Source organism: Variovorax sp. HJSM1_2, assembly GCF_049316285.1.
Lineage (GTDB): Bacteria > Pseudomonadota > Gammaproteobacteria > Burkholderiales > Burkholderiaceae_C > Rhodoferax_B.
Genome location: NZ_JBMOXA010000003.1, coordinates 38,277 through 55,731, shown reverse-complemented (window position 1 = coordinate 55,731; position 17,455 = coordinate 38,277). Strand labels below are relative to the sequence as shown.

Here is a 17,455-nt window from a genome sequence, read left to right as displayed (position 1 = left end):
GCAGGGTGTCGCGGCCGGGGTTTCGCTTGAGACGCAGGAGCAGCCAGTTCATTGGCCCGTTGCTTAGGTTTGCTCAGCCTGTGCTTCTATGGGCTTTTTTAGAATAAGCCTATGGCGAACGTAATCCTGCTCGAAGACGAACCTATCCTGCTCGAGGAGCTGACAGAGTTCCTCGTCGACCAGGGCCATTCGGTCACAGCAACCTCGTCACTCGAGGCATTCACCGCGGCCTTTCGGCCGTCGATCCACCAGGTCGCCGTACTTGATCGTGGCCTGCCAGACGGCGATGGCATGGACCTTGTTCTGCGCATGCGCCGCGATGGCCTGGAGCTAGGCGTCATTGTGTTGACAGCACGTGGCGGGACCCTGGACAAGGTCCACGGACTGCATAGCGGTGCCGACTACTACATACCCAAGACATCCGATCTGGCGGAACTTGCGGCCACGATTGAGGCCCTGGCACGACGCATGCACTTCGATGAACCGCCGCGCTGGATTCTGCAAAGTGCGCCTCGTCAGCTGACGCCTCCGGGGGCCTATCCCATACAGCTTTCGGCCCAGGACTTCACGGTGTTGAAGACCTTGGCTCAGGGCGGCGAGGTGGTGCACCGCGAGGCCATCGTCAAAGCACTTGGCGCGAATTGGCTGGACTACGATCAACGCCGACTCGATACCCAAATGACCCGGTTACGGCGCAAAGTACAGGAAGCCTGCGGCCAGGAACTGCCCGTCAGCACCATCCGAAGTGTGGGGTTCAGCTTTCGGGCCCCGGTGGATGTGCGGCTCTAGAACCCTGGATGGTTCTTGCGCCCTGCCGACGCTGGCGGCTCATAAGTCTGGTTGATCGAACCATTCCACTGAAGCTTGGGCAGGTCGATCACAAACAAAGTGCCTAGCTTTGGCTCGCTTTTAACGGTGATGGTGCCGCCATGCAATTCGATGACGCGCTTGACCAGATAAAGACCCAAGCCCGCCCCCGGCGCGCCTTGCGCAGCCCGGCCCCGGAAAAACTTCTGAAAGAGCTTGGGCAGCTCGTCAGCGGGGATGCCGCAACCGTGGTCCTCCACCTCGATATGCAGCGCCCCTTTGGCCGTGCCGCTGACGCGCAGATCGATTCTGGCCTGTGGCGGCGAGTGCCGAATCCCATTGGCCAGGAGATTTCTCAACACGATGCGCATGAGCTTGTGGTCACAGACAAACGGCGTAGGCAAATCCTTGATCTGGATGTTGATCTTGTCTATGTCCCAGTCTGCGGCCACTTCCTCTATCACTTCGTAGAAATCGGCCGAGCGAAGCGTGAGGGCTTGATGGGCGGTGTCAAGGCGCTCCAGGGAAAGGTATTCATCCAACAACTGGCTCAATCGAAGCGTCGCGCTGCGGATATTTTGCGCGCGCCGCTGGACCTTGCTCATGGGTGCAAACGGGTTGGATGCGAGCTGTTGCGCCGAGGTGCTGATGATGGCCAGGGGCGTTCGAAACTCATGCGACACCATGCTCACAAAGTCGCGCTGCTCTTCGCGGGCGCGCTGCTCGACACGCAAGGCCTCGCGCAAGGAGCTGTAGGTGTAGATGAAGAACAAACTCATGGCCGTCATATGCAAGGCGACGCCAATAAAAATGGCGTAATCGGTCAGCACGGTTGAGGGCAGCAGTCCGATATTGCGCGCAAAACGAACCGAGATTCCGACATCCACAAACAGGAAAACCAGCAGGTACTGCCAGCCCTTGGCTTGTTTGCGTACAAGCCAGATGTATGTGCCAAGCGCCAGCGAGATCAGGATCCAGGCCAGCGCCCCGATCTGATTGAGCTGCAAGCCCAGCGTGTAACGCCCGGAGAGAACCAGCAGGGCCGTGGCTGCGCAAATGGTGTAGGCCACAGCTTGATAAATCTTGCAAAGCAAAGGCAGCTGCGGCTCCAGCTCCAGCCAGACCACCGTCATTCTGACCATGACCGCGGGAGCCAGACACACATAGGCGCCCATCAGCGCAAACGAGGTCGGAGCCCCCCAGTCGAACAGGTTCTGTGGGTATCCTGTGTTCAGCAAGTTGGCAAAAAAGATCACCATTGAATAAAGGATGTACCAACCAAAACACGGCTCCTTGCCAACCACCCAGAAAAAGAACTGCAACAGCAGTGCACAAAAAAGGCGCCAAAGTAAGCCCCAAAACCAAAGGATTCGGAGATCGCGAAGTCGGCGAAATTGCGCGGACTCCACAGGCTGATCGCGCCGCTCAAGGTATGCCCGCCTTGGATGCGCAACAGCACCTGGTAAGTGCCTGGCTCGAGTGACATCGTGAACACCGGAGCCCGGGTCTTGATTGGCCAAACGTCATGCGGGTAGTTGCGCCCGGCCCTCTGTTCGAGCCAAGTTCCGTCTGGGCTTCTCAGGTAGAACCGAATGTCGTTGACCTGGACGTTGTCGACCAGCAGGCGCCAATCGCTGCCTGCCGCGTTGACGGGCTGGTTCAGGCTCAGGCGTAACCAGATGACTGACTTGGTATACCCCGTCGTCAGGCTATCTCCCGGCATGGCTTGCATCACCGCATCGGCGACCTCCTGGAAAGTCTTCTCTCCTGTGGGATCCAGCAATAGCTGCATCTTGTCGGTGAGTGGAACGCGGCCTGCGACGTCACTCAAGTGAACCATCGCTGGAGGCTCTTGGCTTGCACCCAATGGAGCGGCCAAAACACCCATGCCCAGGGCCAAGACCAAGCTGGCCAAAAGCAGTCTTAAAAAGTGTTGCAGCATTTGCTCAAGAGGCCATCAGCAGGCTGCTTCTTGCCGTTTCCATCACCATCTCCAGCGGTTCGGGTTTGCCAACGCCATAACCCTGCACAAAGTCCACATCCATGTCGCAGAGGCGCTCCAGGATGGCGTCGTTCTCGACAAACTCGGCAATCGTCTTGATACCCATGACATGACCAATCTTGTTGATGGCTTCGACCATTGCGCAATCTATGGGGTCTTCCAGCATGTCCTTGACGAAGGAACCATCGATCTTCAGATAGTCTATGGGCAGTTGTTTGAGATAACCGAACGAGGCCATACCTGAGCCAAAGTCATCGAGTGCAAAGCTGTAGCCCAGGCCGCGCAGTTCGTCGATGAGCTTGGACGCCTTGGCCAGGTTGGAAATAGCGGCCGTTTCGGTGATCTCGAAGCAAATCATGGCCGGTGTTATCCCATAACGCGCTTGCTCGGTCTTGATGAATTCCAGAAAGCGGTCGTCGCAGACACTGATACCCGACAGGTTGATGGCACACAGGGCGACAGTGCCGGCTGCGTGTCGCGCCAATGTCTCAAAGGTGCTGCGCACCACCCAGTGATCGATCGCCGACATCAGATTGAAGCGCTCGGCGGCCGGCAGGAAGGCCATGGGCGGAACCAGCCGGCCGTCGCGCTCAACCATGCGCAGCAAAACCTCCAGATGCAGGCGATCACCGTCGGCGGCGCGCGCCGGCGCAATACGCTGCGCGAACAGGCGCAGGCGCCCTTCGTCTATCGCCTCCTGGATGCGCGTGACCCATTGCATCATGCCGTGGCGCAGCGCTAGTTCCCTGTCCGAAGGATGGTAGACCTGCACCCGGTTGCGACCGTTCTCCTTGGCCACATAACAGGCGCTGTCTGCGGCACTGAGAACCGACTCAAGGTCTGCATCATCGGCATCTAGGTTCACCAGGCCTATGCTCACACCAATCGGGAAGGATCGATCTCCACTGACAAATCGGCATTCCACCACGGCCTGGCGTAGCTGTTCCGCGATCCGCAGCGCATGCTCCAGGGGGCAATGCTCAAGCAAGAGTCCGAACTCATCACCGCCCAATCGCGCCAAGGCGTCCCCGGCGCGAAGGCGGGTCTTCAACAAGCTGGCAACCTGACGCAACAAATCATCGCCGGCGGCGTGGCCGCAGGTGTCGTTGACGATCTTGAACTGGTCAAGATCCAGGTACAGCAGCACATGTTCCTGCTGTGCATCCCGTGCGCTTTCTAGCGCAAGGCTCAGGCGACGCTCGAACTCGCGCCGGTTGATCAGCCCAGTCACGGAATCGTGCGTGGCCTGGTAGGACAATTTCGCGGCGATGGCGCGTTCACGGCTGACATCGCGCAAGACCAGGACCATGCCCAGAACCGCGCCGTTGCGCCCGCAGATCGGGGCCGCCGAAGCGTCGAGTGCCACCTCTCCGCCGTCCTGGCGGACCAGCACGGCCCCCGCACCGAGACGGGCGCTCTTCCCCTCGCGCAGGGCGGTCTCTATGGGATGGGGCAAGGCGAGCCGGGAGTTCTCGTCGATAAAGCGGCAGACCTCGGCAATTGCGCTGCTGCATGCCGCACCTGTGCTGAGTCCGAGCAGCGTTTCGGCGGCCGGGTTGAGGTAATCGACAAAGCCATTCGCATCGGTGGTAACGACGGCGTCGCCTATCGATTGGAGCGTCACCTGCGCGCGCTCCTTCTGTTCGAACAGCTGATCCTGGGACGCCTTGCGCTCCGTGATGTCGGACAGCGCCCCGGCGAGGCGTGTGAGCTGGCCCTCGGCGTTGTGAACGGCACTGCCGTTGGCCCGCACCCAACGATGGCCGTGGGAGGATGAAAGCACGCGGAACTCAACATCCAGGCTGTAGTCCGTGCTGCGCAGGGCGCGCATGGTCTGAGCCAGCAGTTCGCGGTCTTCCTGCGGCAGCAGCGCCAGGAAATTCGACACGCTGGTTTCCGCCGGCCAGTCCTTGTGGCCCAAGGCCGCCATGAAATGCGGCGATACGTGGATCACGTCGTTGATCCGGTCCAGGTCCCATATGCCATGATCACTGGCGGCAATCGCCAGCTTCAGGCGCTGCTCGCTGAATTCGAGCGAAGCCGCCATGCTGTGCTTGCTGAGCACCAGCCGGCGCGTCTGTATCATGCCGGCCGTGGTCAAGATGGCCGCGGTCAACAAGGTCGCCAGCAGCAGCAAACCCTTGGCCTGGCGTGACGCTTCGCCCAGCGCGAAGGAGAATTGCTCTTCATAGGGCGTCAGCTGCGCGTCAATGGCATACAGCTTTTCCAGCAAGGCCAGCGCCCGGCCTCGGTCACCGGATTGCACGGGTTCACGCAGTTGCTGCGCAAGGCCGACAAAATCCTGCACCAGCACATCGGCATCGGTCCAGATGCCGATGGCGCGCTCCACTGGTCCGTAGTGCCTGAAGTTGCGAAACAAGCGCGCCATCCCAGGGACATCGCGCGGGTCATTGCCACCCCGCACCAAACCCGAGGTCACGACCAGCGGGTCCGGCTTGGGGCTCTCCAGCGCCAGGCGGGCATCGCGGTGCCCCAGCGGCACGGCCACGGCCCGCTCGTAGAGCAGATAGTCCTCTTCTGCACCGCTACGGGCATAGCGTTCAAGGGATTGAAGCGCCTGCTTCTGGCCCTTGGACCAGAGGCTTTCCGCGCCAACGAAGGCGCGGGCGGCCGACAACACGTCCATGCTGGCAATGTTCAGCACCAGCAGCAAACCCACGACGCCAAGGAATGGCCACGAGATGGCCATCGTTCCTTTAGTCACCGGTGAAGCTGCGAACTTGACTGCCATAGGGGCTCACTTCTCTAGACCGTACGGATCGCGCATGCAGTTTACCCACCGCTTGGGCATGCGCAAGCACTCTTCATCGGAACGACTGGACCACATCCGCCCCCGCTTTTACGCGGCAAGTAGCCGATGGCGGCTACGCCCGATCGCAGAAACGAATGGATTGCAGGCCTCGTCGATGGACTGGATACAGCCGGGCTGGAGCCAGTGATGCCATCGCGCTCAAAAGCTCTCCCAACCCTCACCCGCAGCGGCCGTCGCGGTGGTCAGTTTCGGGGCGGCTGAAGCCAGCGGCTTGGCCACGGCAGGCCGCTTGGCGAGCGGCAGTGATCCGGCTGCGGCTTGAGATGGCCGCGTGACGGGCGCTTGGCGCGTGTCCAGGGCGACCGTCAGCGAGCGCTGCTCGATCTTGAAGACGGCGACGGAACGCACCAGATCCTGGGCCTGGCCGCTGAGGCTGGTGGCCGCAGCCGCCATCTCTTCCACCAGGGCCGCATTTTGCTGTGTGCCCCTGTCAATCTCTGCGACAGCAGCGCCCACCTGGCCAACGCTGGAACTCTGCTCCGTGCTGGCGGCGCTGATCTCCCCCATGATGTCGGTCACACGCAGGATGCTGCTGACGATTTCGTTCATCGTCCGCCCCGCTTGGTCGACCAGGGTGGTGCCCTGCTCGACGCGCTCGACGCTGTCCGTGATGAGGGCTTTGATTTCCTTGGCGGCTTGGGCGCTGCGCTGAGCCAGGTTGCGCACCTCACTGGCGACCACCGCAAAGCCGCGGCCTTGTTCGCCCGCGCGGGCCGCTTCTACCGCGGCGTTGAGCGCGAGAATATTGGTTTGAAAGGCAATGCTGTCTATCGTGCCTATGATGTCGGCGATCTTCTTCGAGCTTTCGCTGATGCCACGCATCGTGCCCACCACCTGTGACACCACATGGCCACCCTGCTCCGCCACAGTCGAGGCACTTTTTGCGAGTTGGTTGGCCTGCCTGGCGTTGTCCGCGTTTTGTGTGACGGTGGAGCCCAACTGCTCCATTGAAGCTGCGGTTTGTTGCAGCGCACTCGCCTGCTCTTCTGTGCGCTGGCTCAAATCCGAGTTTCCGGTGGCGATCTGCGTAGAACCGGTTGCAATGCTGTCGCTGCTTTGGCGCACCTGGCTGACCACGTTGCGCAGGCTCTGGCTCATGCGGCTGAGCGCGACCAGCAACTGCGACACCTCGTCGCGCCCCTTGCTGTGGATCTGAAGCGTCAGATCACCGTCGGCCACGGACTCGGCGACCCGCACGGCCTGTGTGATAGGGCCGGCAATCGAACGTGTGAGCAACACTCCGGCGGAGCCCGCAGCAACAACTGCGATCAGGCACGCAATAAACAGCAGGTTGCGTTGCGTGGCGTAGCTCTCTTGGGCGTCTGAGGTGAGACCTCTTGCGCGTGTCACCGTGAAACTGGCGTACTCGGTAGTCGCCTTGATCAGCGCCGCCAGCAGTGGGCGGCACTCATCATTCATCTTGGAGATGGCAACATCTTTCTGTCCGTTAAGCGCGAGATTCACAATGGCCAGTGCCACCGGCCCGTAGGATTGCTCGATCTTGTCTATATCCGCCACCAGGCTGCGCGCCTTGTCACTGGCATCGGGGGCGGTCACCATCTCTTTGAGCTTGGAGAGATGGGCCACCACATCCTGGTGTGCCTGGGTGACCAGCGTTTTTTCATTCTCTAGATCGGCTGACTTGGAAACCAGAACCAGGTTGCGCGCGGCGATGGCGCGCCGGTCCACGGCGGTACGCACCTCTTCGGCCATCTTTGCGCGGGCTTCAATGCCATTGATGTAATGGACGAATCTATCGTTGGCGTCGTTGAGAGACCTCAGTGACAGACCTGCGACGGCGAGAACCATGATCGCAAGACCGCTGAAGGCGATGGAAAGCTTGGCACGAATTGTCAGATTGCTGAGCATATGAGATTGAAATCGCTATGAAATCGTCGTACTACTGCAGTTGGCTCTAATGGGCTTCGTTACCCAATACATGCGAGTTTTTCAGTTATCACATGTAATAAAGAGTAACTATAGAGGGACAAAATCCATTGAAACTGAGCAAGTCTGAGCAGTTCCGTGCGAACCCGCGAGCCTTCTTACAAGCGGCTCTCAGGCGCTCGGGTTTGCCATCTCGCTCAGGCTGCGAACACATACCAATCTCGGCGTATGGCGCTTCAGCCCTTCATGGGTCGGCTTGCCGCCGCCTCCGGCGACAGCAACATCGAACCCCACAACCCTTGCCTCGGGCACAAAAAAAGCGCCTTACGGCGCTTTTTTTTCATGTGCTGGGCCAAGTCTTAGAGCAAGCCCGCATCCATCATCAACTGCGTGGTCTTGCCGGTGTTGAGCTTGGCAATCTCCACACGTGGCGCCTGCAGGTCGGCCAAGGGCACCAGGTTGCGGTTGGACGCAGCCCCCACACCCACGGCATATTCAAACGAGCGGCCGTTGCGCAAGATGTCCTGGCCACCAGGGCCGGTCAGCCACTTGATGAAGGTCTGGGCCTGCGCCTGGCGCTTGCTCGACGCCATAACGCCACCGCCCGAGACACTCACAAATGCACCCGGATCCTGGTTGCGGAAGTAATGCAGGCCCAACTTGTCGCTGCTGGTGGTTTTCTGCTGCGCGGCGTCGCCATAGTAGTAATAGTGGTAGATCAGCGCGCCTTCGACCACACCGTCGTTGGCGGCCTTCATGGCCGCACCGTTGCTGCGGAACACCACCACGTTTTCCTTCAGCCCCTTGAGCCACTCTGCCGTGGCAGCCTCGCCCTTGAGTTGCAGGATCGCGCTCACGATGGCCTGGAAATCGGCGCCCGCAGGCGCAGCACCCCAGCGGCCCTTCCACTCGGGCTTGGCCAGGTCCATGATGGACTTAGGCAGCGCGTCACGCGAGAGCTTGGTCTTGCGGTAGACGAACAAAGTGCTGCGCGCCGCGATGCCCGTCCAATGGCCGTTGGCCGGACGGAATTCGGCTGGCACCTGGGTCAGCGTGGCCTGATCCAGCGGCGCCAACAAACCGGCGTTGTCTACCAGCACCATGCCGGGCGAGTTCTCGGTCAGGAAAATGTCGGCTGGCGAACGGCCTCCCTCTTGCACGATCTGGTTGGCGATCTCCGAGTCACCGCCGTCACGCACCGTCACCTTGATGCCGGTTTCACGGGTGAACGCGTCCACCCAGGCAGCCGTCAGAGTGGCGTGTTGCGCGTTATAGATCAACAAGCCGCTGTCGCCACTTTGTGCACGCGCACCTAGCGAAGCCAGACCCAAACCAGCCCCCAGACCCAAAACCACCGATCGACGCGAAGCGCCTGCGCGTACCTGCATAACTATTGACCTCATATCTAAGAAACCATCCCGCCGCAGCCTGCCGACGGAGCAAAATTTGCAAGCATCTCGCCCACCTACTAGAACGCAAACAAGAATGCTTGTCATTTGAATTATAGAAACCCCAAATGGCCGCGTCACGCCGAGGGCGATCAAGCGCGCCAGCCGCCTTGTGCGCGCTCGGGTCATGGGTCACAACAAGGGCCGCAGTTCACGTGCGGCCTCCTGCAGCAGCGGCAGCAACTCGCGCCGCATCACCTCCTGCTGCAGCCGCTGCGGCGATGTCACCACGTTTAATGCCGCCATGGTGCGGCCCTGCAGATTGCGCAGTGGCACGGCCAGCGCATGCACGCCGATTTCGTGCTCTTCGCTGGTAACGCAGAAATCGTCGGCCCGCGCCTGCGCCACCACGGCACGAATCGCCTTGGCTTCGGTGAGGGTGTGGGCGGTCAGCCGGTGGAAGCCCCGGCCTTTCATCCAGGCGGCAAATTCCGTGCGGTTGAGCGAAGCCAGCAACACCCGTCCGGTAGAAGTGGCAAACGCCGGCAAACGCGCGCCCAGATGCAGACCATAGGCCAGGATGCGCGCGCGGCGCCCTTCTCCGACCATACCCCCCTGTCCGTCCAATAGGTTGATGGCTTCGGCGCGGTCATTGCCACTGCGCGCCACGATCACCACCTCGTCGCTGTCGCGCACCACCACCGAAAACGATTCCTGGGTTTGCGCCGCCAGCCGGTTCAGCGTCGGCTGCGACAAACGCGGCAAGCGCGCCGAACCCAGGTAACTGCCAGAAAAACGCAAGACCTTGGGCGCCAGCCAGAAGTAACTGCCATCGGTTTCCAGGTAACCCAGGTGCGCCAGGGTCAACAGGTGCCGGCGCGCCGCAGCGCGGGTCAGCCCGGCACGCTGGGCGGCCAAGGTAGCGTTGAGCCGTTGGCGCTCGGTATCAAAACTCTCCAGCACGGCCATGCCTTTGGCCATGCCTTCAATCAGATCTGCTTTCGCAATGGCCATCACGTCAGTTACTCCGTCGCGCAAGAAATAAACCAATGCGCGATCATCGCACAACAAATCCGATCATCGCGCAAACAGTGCAGTCACCGGCTGGCTTAGGCTTGGCTGGCGTTCTAAGCTTTAGACAGATTTCAAACATCGCCATTCCAGGAGACATTCACATGCGCACCCAAGTTGCCATCATTGGCGCCGGCCCGTCCGGTCTGTTGCTCGCCCAGTTGCTGTACAAGGCCGGCATAGACGCCGTGGTGGTCGAACGCCAGAGCCCCGACTACGTGCTCGGCCGCATCCGTGCCGGGGTGCTGGAACAAATCACCATGGACTTGCTGGACCAGGCCGGCGTGGGCCAGCGCATGCATGCCGAAGGCCTGCCGCACCATGGCATAGAGTTGCTGTTCAAGGGCGCACGCCATCGCATCGACTTGCAAGGTTTGAGCGGCGGCAAGCAGGTAATGGTTTATGGCCAGACCGAAGTCACACGCGACCTGATGCAGGCACGCGCCGCAGAAGGCCTGACCACCATCTACGAAGCGCGCGACGTGACGCTGCACGACTTCGACAGCACCAACCCCAAGGTGCGCTACACCAAGGACGGCCAGACCCACGAGATCAGTTGCGACTTCATTGCCGGTTGCGACGGCTACCACGGTGTCAGCCGCGCCAGCGTGCCGCAGGACAAGCTGCACACCTATGAAAAGGTCTACCCCTTCGGCTGGCTCGGCGTGCTGGCCGATGTGCCACCGGTGTCGCACGAACTGATCTACGCCAACACGCCGCGCGGCTTTGCCTTGTGCAGCATGCGCAGCGCCACGCGCAGCCGCTACTACGTGCAGGTGCCGATGGAAGAAAAGGTCGAGAACTGGAGCGACGACGCCTTCTGGAACGAGCTGCGCAGCCGCCTCGACCCCGAAGCCGCCGCCAACCTGGTCACCGGCCCGTCACTCGAGAAAAGCATAGCCCCGCTGCGTAGTTTTGTCGCCGAACCCATGCGCTTCGGCCGCTTGTTCCTGGCCGGCGACGCCGCCCACATCGTGCCACCCACCGGCGCCAAGGGCCTGAACCTGGCGGCCAGCGATGTCGGCTATCTGTCGAGCGCACTCGCGGAGTTCTACCGTGAAAAATCCGATGTTGGCATAGACAGCTATTCCGAACGCTGCCTGCGCCGCGTCTGGAAGGCCGAGCGTTTTTCGTGGTGGTTCACCTCGCTGATGCACCGCTTCCCCGACACCGGCGAATTTGGCCAGAAGATACAGGAAGCCGAACTCGACTACCTGGTGAACTCCACCGCCGCGTCCACCTCGCTGGCTGAAAACTACGTAGGTCTGCCGCTGGTCTAGGCAACGCCGAACAAGTCCCTCTGGGCGCCCGCATCCCTCCCATCCCAGGGCGCGGCCATCCAAGGGAACTTATTCAGCGTCGCCTGAAGACGTTCTTTGTCAGGTATGCAGCGTGCTATCGTGCTACAACATTTACTTGGAGCACACATGAAGTTCATGCATCTGTTCGCGGCCGCGGCCCTGCTCTGCGGCGCCTCCACGGCCTTTGCCCAAGCCCAACTCGATGCGCCGTGCCAGGCCAAGTTTGACGCCATCAGCAGCGAGATCGAAGCCGCCCGGGCCGGTGGCCACAAGCAGAAAGTGCGCGGCCTGGAGCGTGCCCAGAAAGAGCTCAGCAGCGGCTGCACCGAAGCCAAACTGCAGGCCGCCCACGACGGCAAAGTACGCAGCCAGGAGAAGAAAGTGGCCGAACGCGAGCGCGACCTCGAAAAAGCCAAGAGCCAGAGCAGCGCCAGCAAAGTGGCCAGCCGCCAAAAGAAGCTGGACGAAGAAAAGGCCGAGCTGCAACGCCTGAAAGACGCGCCGCTTTGAGGTGCTGCCGGGCCCGCGGCTGCTAGTCGAGAAAGCAGGCGCTGGAATGCACAGGCGGCATCAAACAGACATCTGAGCGGCCAACCAGCGGTAGCGGTTGCGCGCCAGCCAACGGTACAAGCTGTCGCGCAGCGGCGCTGGGGCACCAGCCAAGCCACCCAGACCAAGCGCCAGGGCCAGCCCACGGCATGCAGCAGCCGCAGAATCGCGGCCAAATGTTGCCAACGGCGTGCGGCGCTCCCGTGATCAGCGCCCACCCCATCATCCACCAGCCGCAGCTACCCCAGCGCGCCCTGCATGGCAGCAAAACGGATCACGCCCTTTTGATCGTGCCGTAACAGAAATTGCACCCAGCCATTGCACAACAAACACTGGGCATCAAACACCGCAATCACTTGGCTTGCCCCAGGTTCAGATGCCCCCGATAACGGGCCACCACGCCGACCCAGGGCAGTGCAGCCTGCTCCTCAAAATGCAGTTGGCCATGAGATCCCGACTCGCGTGTAATCAAGCTGGGGCGCAGCCATGCCGGGCATGGAATACCGCAGAAGTGCATGCGCTGCAGCCGTAGCGCCAAGTGGTCTTGCGCCCGTTGCAGCAGCGATGTCAGGCACGCAGCGCCGAGATACTCCACTACACGGCCAGGCTGCAAGCGCATCTGCGAGCTCATGCTCCGGCCGGGAAAATGGCGCGTCCAGGTTTCTACATCTGGCCGCGCATCCAGCTCGAACCGGATGGCACCACGGCTGGCCACCTGCGGCGTCCCCGTGCACCACGCCAAAAACTTGGCGATCCAAGACGCAGGCGCAGCGGTCTCCACCCAGCCATGCAAGGTGTGCTGCCCGTTCAAACGGTGAAAGCGCTGCACGGCGGCGGGTAATTGCTCAAACGCCGGCCCCATGGCCTGTTGAACCAGTGAGCGCTGTTGATTCTTTGGCATGCCCCGAGTTTAAGCAGCACCTCGCGCTTGCGAGCGGCCCAATATTTGCTTGGTGAGTTCCTTTTACGGCTTTGTACGGGTCGACCCGGTCACTCCCATAGGAATCCCATGAACACCTTACGCCCCACGCGTCGCGGCGCGCTGCAACTTCTCAGTGCTGGTGCAGCCTTGGCCGCTTTGCCCGCATTTGCCCAGTGGCCCGACAAGCCCGTCAAGATCATCGTCACCTTCCCGCCCGGCGGCTCCAGCGACGTTTTGGCGCGCCTGATGGCCGAGCAGTTGAGCCTCAAGCTCGGCCAGCCGGTGGTGGTGGACAACAAGCCCGGCGGTGGCGGCACCATAGGCGGTGCGCAGGTGGCGGCAGCCGTGGCGGACGGCTACACCTTTATGCTGTCCAACACAACGCCGATTGCGCTGGGGCCGTTCACCCTCGACAAACTGCCCTACGACCCGGTAGCCGCTTTCACCCACGTGGCCTACCTGGGAGCTGCACCGCTGGTGATCATGGCGAGCAAAGCGTCGGGCATCAAAAGTTATGCCGAGTTTGAAGCGCAGGCACGCAAGGACGGCAGCATCAACTTTGGATCGGGCGGCCCAGGCTCCATTGGCCACATCCATGGTGAGCTGCTGAAAAAGCAAACAGGCATCAACATGGTGCATGTGCCCTACCGTGGTGGCGCGCCCATGACCACCGACCTGATCGCCAACACCATTCCGCTAGGCATTGATGTGATCACGTCGTATGTGCCCTTCTTCAAAACCGGCCAACTGGTGCCACTGGCCGTCACCAGCACCCAGCGTTCTCCTTTGATGCCCGATGTGCCCAGCATCGTCGAGCTGGGCCAGCCCAAGCTGGTGCTGGAAAACTTCTTTGGCATGTCGGGCCCGGCCAAACTGCCGGCCGACGTGGTGGCACGCATACACACGGCCTGCAACGAGGTCCTGCAGATGGGCGAGATCCAGAAGAAACTGACCGACCTGGGCATCGTTGCCAAACCCGAAAGCGTGGCCATGTTCAACGGCTTCGTCAAAGACCAGGTGGCCGTGCTCGGTCCTACCGTCAAGGGCGCTGGCATCAAGCTGTGATGCCCGTACCGTGATGCCCTAGAGTCCGCACCATGTTTACCTCATCTGCCAATCTGTTCCGCCTGCGCTTCATCCTGAACACCTTTTACTCGGGCCCGCAGGCCTGGTTCTTTCTGGCGGACGACAGGGGTTATTTCCGCGACGAAGGCCTGGCCATAGATTTCACCGAAGGCGACACCCTGGCCAACGCCGTGCCCAAGCTGGCCGACGGTTTGTTCGACGCCGGTTACGGCGACATGAACGCCTTGGTGGAATGGGCCACGGCGCGGCCCGACGATGCGCCGATTGCGGTCTATGCCATGCACAACCGCTCGCCCTACACCATTGCCGTGCCGGCAACCGGCCCGGTGCGCAGCCCCAGGGATTTGCTTGGCCGCACCCTGGTCACACACCCCAACGATGCCGCCTGGCGCATGTTCCCGGAGTTCTGCATGGCCTGCGGCATAGAACCGGCGGCGGTGAAAGTCGAAGTATCCGACCTGCCGCACCGCGAGCTGGTGGCGCTGATGCTGCAGGGCCAGTGGGACGGCCTGTTTGGCTTTGTGAACACCATCAATGCGCAGGCCATAGAAGCCGGCATAGCCCCGACCAGCGCCTTGCGCCATTTTGAATGGCGCCACCACGTGCCTTCGCTCTACGGCGCTGCACTGATGGTCACCCCTACCTTGCGGCGCAACCACCCCGGCATGGTGGCCGGCCTGGTGCGCGCGGTGAACCGCGGTGTGGCCGACACCGTGGCCGATATCGATGCGGCCATCGATGCCGTGGCCCAGCGCAACCCGGCGATTGACCGCGTCGCCAACCGCGCCCGCCTGGCCGGCACCCTGGCGCTGGAGATGGCACACACCGAAGGTGCCACACTGGGCATTGGCGCGGCCGACCCGGCACGCCTGGCGCAAACCATTACCTTGATGCACAAGGCCAAACGGCTGGCCCGTGCCCCCGCACCCGAGCGCCTGTTCGACGCCAGTTTTCTGCCGCCAACAGCGCAACGTGTGCGATCACTGGCGGCCCAGCATGAGCTTCAGCAGCCTGGAAATTGATAAGCAAACGTTTGATTTGCGAGGCTTTCGGCACGTAAGTTGCTGCGTTGCGCGGGGCCACATGCTTCAGCATGTGGCCTGGCCCGATTCCTTTATCAACATCATCCAATGAAAAAATCCCTAGCGCTCTCAGCCGTACTCGCCCTGTTGGTTCTGGCCGCCTGCGGCAAAAAGGAAGAAGCACCGGCGGCTCCAGCCCCGGTTGCAGCCCCGGTCGCAGCCCCCGCGCCTGCTGCGGCTCCTGCGGCCGAAACGGCCAGCACCGCCGCTCCGGCCGCAGCGGCCAACAACACCGCGCCACCCCCGGCAGCCGACGCGGTTGCAGCCGCATTGGCGGCGGCCGCAGCAGCCAACGCTGCGGCGGCCAGCGCCGCGAAGTAACAGCCAGTTCACCGCATGGGCTCGGCGTAAACCACAAGAGAAAAACGCCTCTCATGCTTGCAGAATATGCGCAAACAGCTACCAAACTAATAGCGCATGAGTCCTTCTGCAAGCACCCCATCAGCCCGCCCACAAAAGCCCTTGAAACCACTCAAGGGCCTGCGCATTCTGAGCCTGGCGCTCAACCTGCCGGGCCCCGCCGCCCTGTTGCGTTGCCGCGCCCTGGGTGCGAGCTGCGTGAAGATCGAGCCACCCGGACCGGATACGCCGGGCCAAACAAAAGCCAGCGGCGACCCCATGGCCCACTACAACCCGGTGGTTTATGCCGCGCTGCACGAAGGCATTCGTGTGCAAACAGCCAACCTCAAAACACCCGCCGGGCAAAAGGCGTTGCACCGCGCGCTGGCCAAAACCGATGTGCTGTTGACCTCGTTTCGCCCCTCGGCCCTGCCCAAGCTCGGGCTCGACTGGCGAGCATTGCACAAGCAGTATCCGGCGCTGTCGCAAGTCTGCATCGTCGGTGCGCTGGGCACGCGTGCCGAAGAGCCCGGCCATGACCTGACCTACCAGGCCGAGCACGGCCTGCTGCCCGGACTGGACCTGCCCGCTTCACTGTTTGCCGACATGGGCGGCGCGCTGCAAGCCACAGAAGCCGTCTTGCAACTGGCGCTGCTGCGTCACACGGGTGCTCCCGGCGCCTATCTGGAAGTCGCGCTGGCCGATGCGGCCGCCTATCTGGCGCTGCCGCGCCTATGGGGTCTTACCGCGCCCGGCGCCCTGCTCGGCGGCCAACACGCGGGCTACCGCATCTACCCCTGCAAGGACGGCCGTGTGGCCGTGGCCGCGCTGGAGCCACACTTTGCGGCCGCCTTGTGCAGTGTCGCCGGATTGGCGGCGACAAGCGACATGCAGGCCCGCGCCACACACCGGGCCATCACGGCATTTCTGGCGGGCAAGAGCCGAAAACAGCTGGAGCACATCGCCATTCACAACGATGTGCCGCTGCACACGCTGCCGAAGTAAACACTAAGCGAAGTCGGGCAGCGCTTCGGCGCAAGTCACGCGGTTGCGACCCGATTGTTTGGCCTGGTACAGCGCCCCATCGGCACGCGCCACCAGGCTGACCACATCGTCGTCTTCGCGCGCCACGGCCACACCGGCGGAAATGGTCACGGTCATGATGACCTCTTGTGTGGCGCGGTTGCGGATCTTCATGGCCTTGGTGCGTTCGCGCACACGCTCGGCCAGTTGCAGGCTTTCTTCAAGCGAGGTACGCGGCAGCAGAATCGCAAACTCTTCTCCGCCGTAACGCGCCACGGCATGTGACTTGTGTGTCACCGAGGTGCGCAGAATCTCGCCCAGCAACTCGATCACCTTGTCGCCCATGACGTGGCCATGGGTGTCGTTGACTTTCTTGAAGTGGTCGATGTCTAACATCACCAGGCAGTTCGGTGGCGCCTCTTCCACGGCGGGCCGCAGCAGGTCCTGCACCCTGGACTCGAAACCCTTGCGGTTCAAGGTGCCGGTGAGGGTGTCGACCAAGGACTCATCACGCACCCGCGTCAACTCCCCCTGCAGCCGCTCGATTTCGCGCTGGCTCGAGGCCACACGCTGCTGCAGCGCTTCGGCGGAGCTTTTCATCTCGGCCGTACCCTGCAGTGCCTCGGACAACCAAGGCCCCAATGCCGGCGCATCACTGTCCTGCAGGGCCTGCGTCAGATTGAACAGTTGTGCGCCAAATGCGCCCGCCTGCGCACCGGTATTGGAGGCCGACTCGGCCATGCCATGCATGGTGCGTTTGAAGTCGTTGCCAATACGCTCCATGGTGGCCACGTCTATGCTGGCAATGTGTTCGCGGTACAGCCGCTCTATGGTCGCGTCGCCAAACCGTGGCTCTTCCAGCAAGCGCCGTGCAATGGCTTCGTTGAGCCGTAGATTCAGGCCCGCCGCATATTCATACCAGACCGTAAAACTCAGAGGATTGAGCGCCGCATCATGGTGGCCCATGTGGCCAATGGCGGCGCGCAGCAGTTCGGCGCTGCGTTCTCTGGATTCTTTGTAGTGCATTGTTCTAGTCCATCAAATTGACGACAAACCTGCGGCCCGGAAGATCGGGCGAGCGCGAGTCTATCGTTGCAGTGAACGAATGCCTACCACTTCGAGGTGACAACTACCTGCAGGCCACAGGGATGTGGCATTGAAGCCA

15 protein-coding genes and 1 pseudogene are annotated in these 17,455 nt (G+C 61.8%); 7 read left to right on the top strand and 9 right to left on the bottom strand.

Annotated features, from left to right (window positions below; genetic code table 11):
* Positions 1-111 precede the first annotated feature (111 nt).
* Positions 112-789, top strand: a complete 678-nt coding sequence (locus ACFQ95_RS04425) for a response regulator transcription factor (RefSeq protein WP_422829606.1) — start codon at positions 112-114, stop codon at positions 787-789.
* Here the strand turns inward: ACFQ95_RS04425 and ACFQ95_RS04420 are convergent.
* The 6 genes from ACFQ95_RS04420 to ACFQ95_RS04395 form a co-directional block, all read right to left on the bottom strand.
* Positions 786-2,135 (bottom strand): ATP-binding protein, encoded by a 1,350-nt coding sequence (locus ACFQ95_RS04420; RefSeq protein WP_422829836.1) that lies wholly within the window; start codon positions 2,133-2,135, stop codon positions 786-788. The two genes, ACFQ95_RS04425 and ACFQ95_RS04420, sit on opposite strands and share 4 nt — an antisense overlap.
* Positions 2,060-2,599 (bottom strand): 7TMR-DISMED2 domain-containing protein, encoded by a 540-nt coding sequence (locus ACFQ95_RS04415; protein WP_422829835.1) that lies wholly within the window; start codon positions 2,597-2,599, stop codon positions 2,060-2,062. The genes ACFQ95_RS04420 and ACFQ95_RS04415 overlap by 76 nt, the downstream gene beginning before the upstream one ends.
* Positions 2,600-2,753: 154 nt before the next feature.
* Positions 2,754-5,561, bottom strand: a complete 2,808-nt coding sequence (locus tag ACFQ95_RS04410; protein WP_422829605.1) for an EAL domain-containing protein — start codon at positions 5,559-5,561, stop codon at positions 2,754-2,756.
* Positions 5,562-5,780: 219 nt separating this feature from the next.
* Positions 5,781-7,511 carry a methyl-accepting chemotaxis protein gene (locus ACFQ95_RS04405; RefSeq protein ID WP_422829604.1) on the bottom strand — a complete coding sequence of 577 codons (1,731 nt, stop codon included), beginning with the start codon at positions 7,509-7,511 and terminating at the stop codon, positions 5,781-5,783.
* Between the two features lie 377 nt (positions 7,512-7,888).
* Positions 7,889-8,917, bottom strand: coding sequence for an iron ABC transporter substrate-binding protein (locus ACFQ95_RS04400; protein ID WP_422829603.1), 1,029 nt, complete (start codon positions 8,915-8,917; stop codon positions 7,889-7,891).
* Positions 8,918-9,109: 192 nt separating this feature from the next.
* On the bottom strand, positions 9,110-9,931 hold the full coding sequence (locus ACFQ95_RS04395; protein WP_422829602.1) for an IclR family transcriptional regulator domain-containing protein: 822 nt from the start codon (positions 9,929-9,931) through the stop codon (positions 9,110-9,112).
* Positions 9,932-10,092: 161 nt separating this feature from the next.
* Here ACFQ95_RS04395 and pobA point away from each other — a divergent pair, with 161 nt between their 5' ends.
* Both pobA and ACFQ95_RS04385 read left to right on the top strand, forming a co-directional pair.
* Complete coding sequence (gene pobA / locus ACFQ95_RS04390) at positions 10,093-11,268, top strand: 4-hydroxybenzoate 3-monooxygenase (RefSeq protein ID WP_422829601.1); 1,176 nt, start codon at positions 10,093-10,095, stop codon at positions 11,266-11,268.
* A 147-nt stretch (positions 11,269-11,415) separates the two neighbouring features.
* A complete protein-coding gene (locus ACFQ95_RS04385; RefSeq protein WP_422829600.1) occupies positions 11,416-11,799 on the top strand; it encodes a DUF1090 domain-containing protein in 384 nt (127 codons plus the stop codon).
* A 22-nt stretch (positions 11,800-11,821) separates the two neighbouring features.
* On the opposite strand, the pseudogene ACFQ95_RS04380 reads toward ACFQ95_RS04385, so the two are convergent.
* Together ACFQ95_RS04380 and ACFQ95_RS04375 are read right to left on the bottom strand one after the other, a co-directional pair.
* A pseudogene (locus ACFQ95_RS04380) lies at positions 11,822-12,194 on the bottom strand (thiol-disulfide oxidoreductase DCC family protein).
* Positions 12,191-12,739 carry a DUF4166 domain-containing protein gene (locus ACFQ95_RS04375; protein WP_422829599.1) on the bottom strand — a complete coding sequence of 183 codons (549 nt, stop codon included), beginning with the start codon at positions 12,737-12,739 and terminating at the stop codon, positions 12,191-12,193. Before ACFQ95_RS04375 ends, ACFQ95_RS04380 begins: the two are co-directional and overlap by 4 nt.
* Before the next feature lie 108 nt (positions 12,740-12,847).
* Here ACFQ95_RS04375 and ACFQ95_RS04370 point away from each other — a divergent pair, with 108 nt between their 5' ends.
* From ACFQ95_RS04370 to ACFQ95_RS04355, 4 genes are all read left to right on the top strand, one after another.
* Complete coding sequence (locus ACFQ95_RS04370; protein ID WP_422829598.1) at positions 12,848-13,825, top strand: Bug family tripartite tricarboxylate transporter substrate binding protein; 978 nt, start codon at positions 12,848-12,850, stop codon at positions 13,823-13,825.
* 32 nt (positions 13,826-13,857) lie between these two features.
* Complete coding sequence (locus ACFQ95_RS04365) at positions 13,858-14,868, top strand: ABC transporter substrate-binding protein (RefSeq protein ID WP_422829597.1); 1,011 nt, start codon at positions 13,858-13,860, stop codon at positions 14,866-14,868.
* Between the two features lie 108 nt (positions 14,869-14,976).
* The gene (locus tag ACFQ95_RS04360; protein WP_422829596.1) at positions 14,977-15,249 is read left to right on the top strand and encodes a hypothetical protein; all 273 of its coding nucleotides are present in this window, start codon (positions 14,977-14,979) and stop codon (positions 15,247-15,249) included.
* Between the two features lie 96 nt (positions 15,250-15,345).
* Positions 15,346-16,272, top strand: a complete 927-nt coding sequence (locus ACFQ95_RS04355; RefSeq protein ID WP_422829595.1) for a CoA transferase — start codon at positions 15,346-15,348, stop codon at positions 16,270-16,272.
* 3 nt (positions 16,273-16,275) lie between these two features.
* On the opposite strand, the gene ACFQ95_RS04350 is transcribed toward ACFQ95_RS04355, so the two are convergent.
* Positions 16,276-17,316 carry a diguanylate cyclase gene (locus ACFQ95_RS04350; protein WP_422829594.1) on the bottom strand — a complete coding sequence of 347 codons (1,041 nt, stop codon included), beginning with the start codon at positions 17,314-17,316 and terminating at the stop codon, positions 16,276-16,278.
* Positions 17,317-17,455 lie beyond the last annotated feature (139 nt).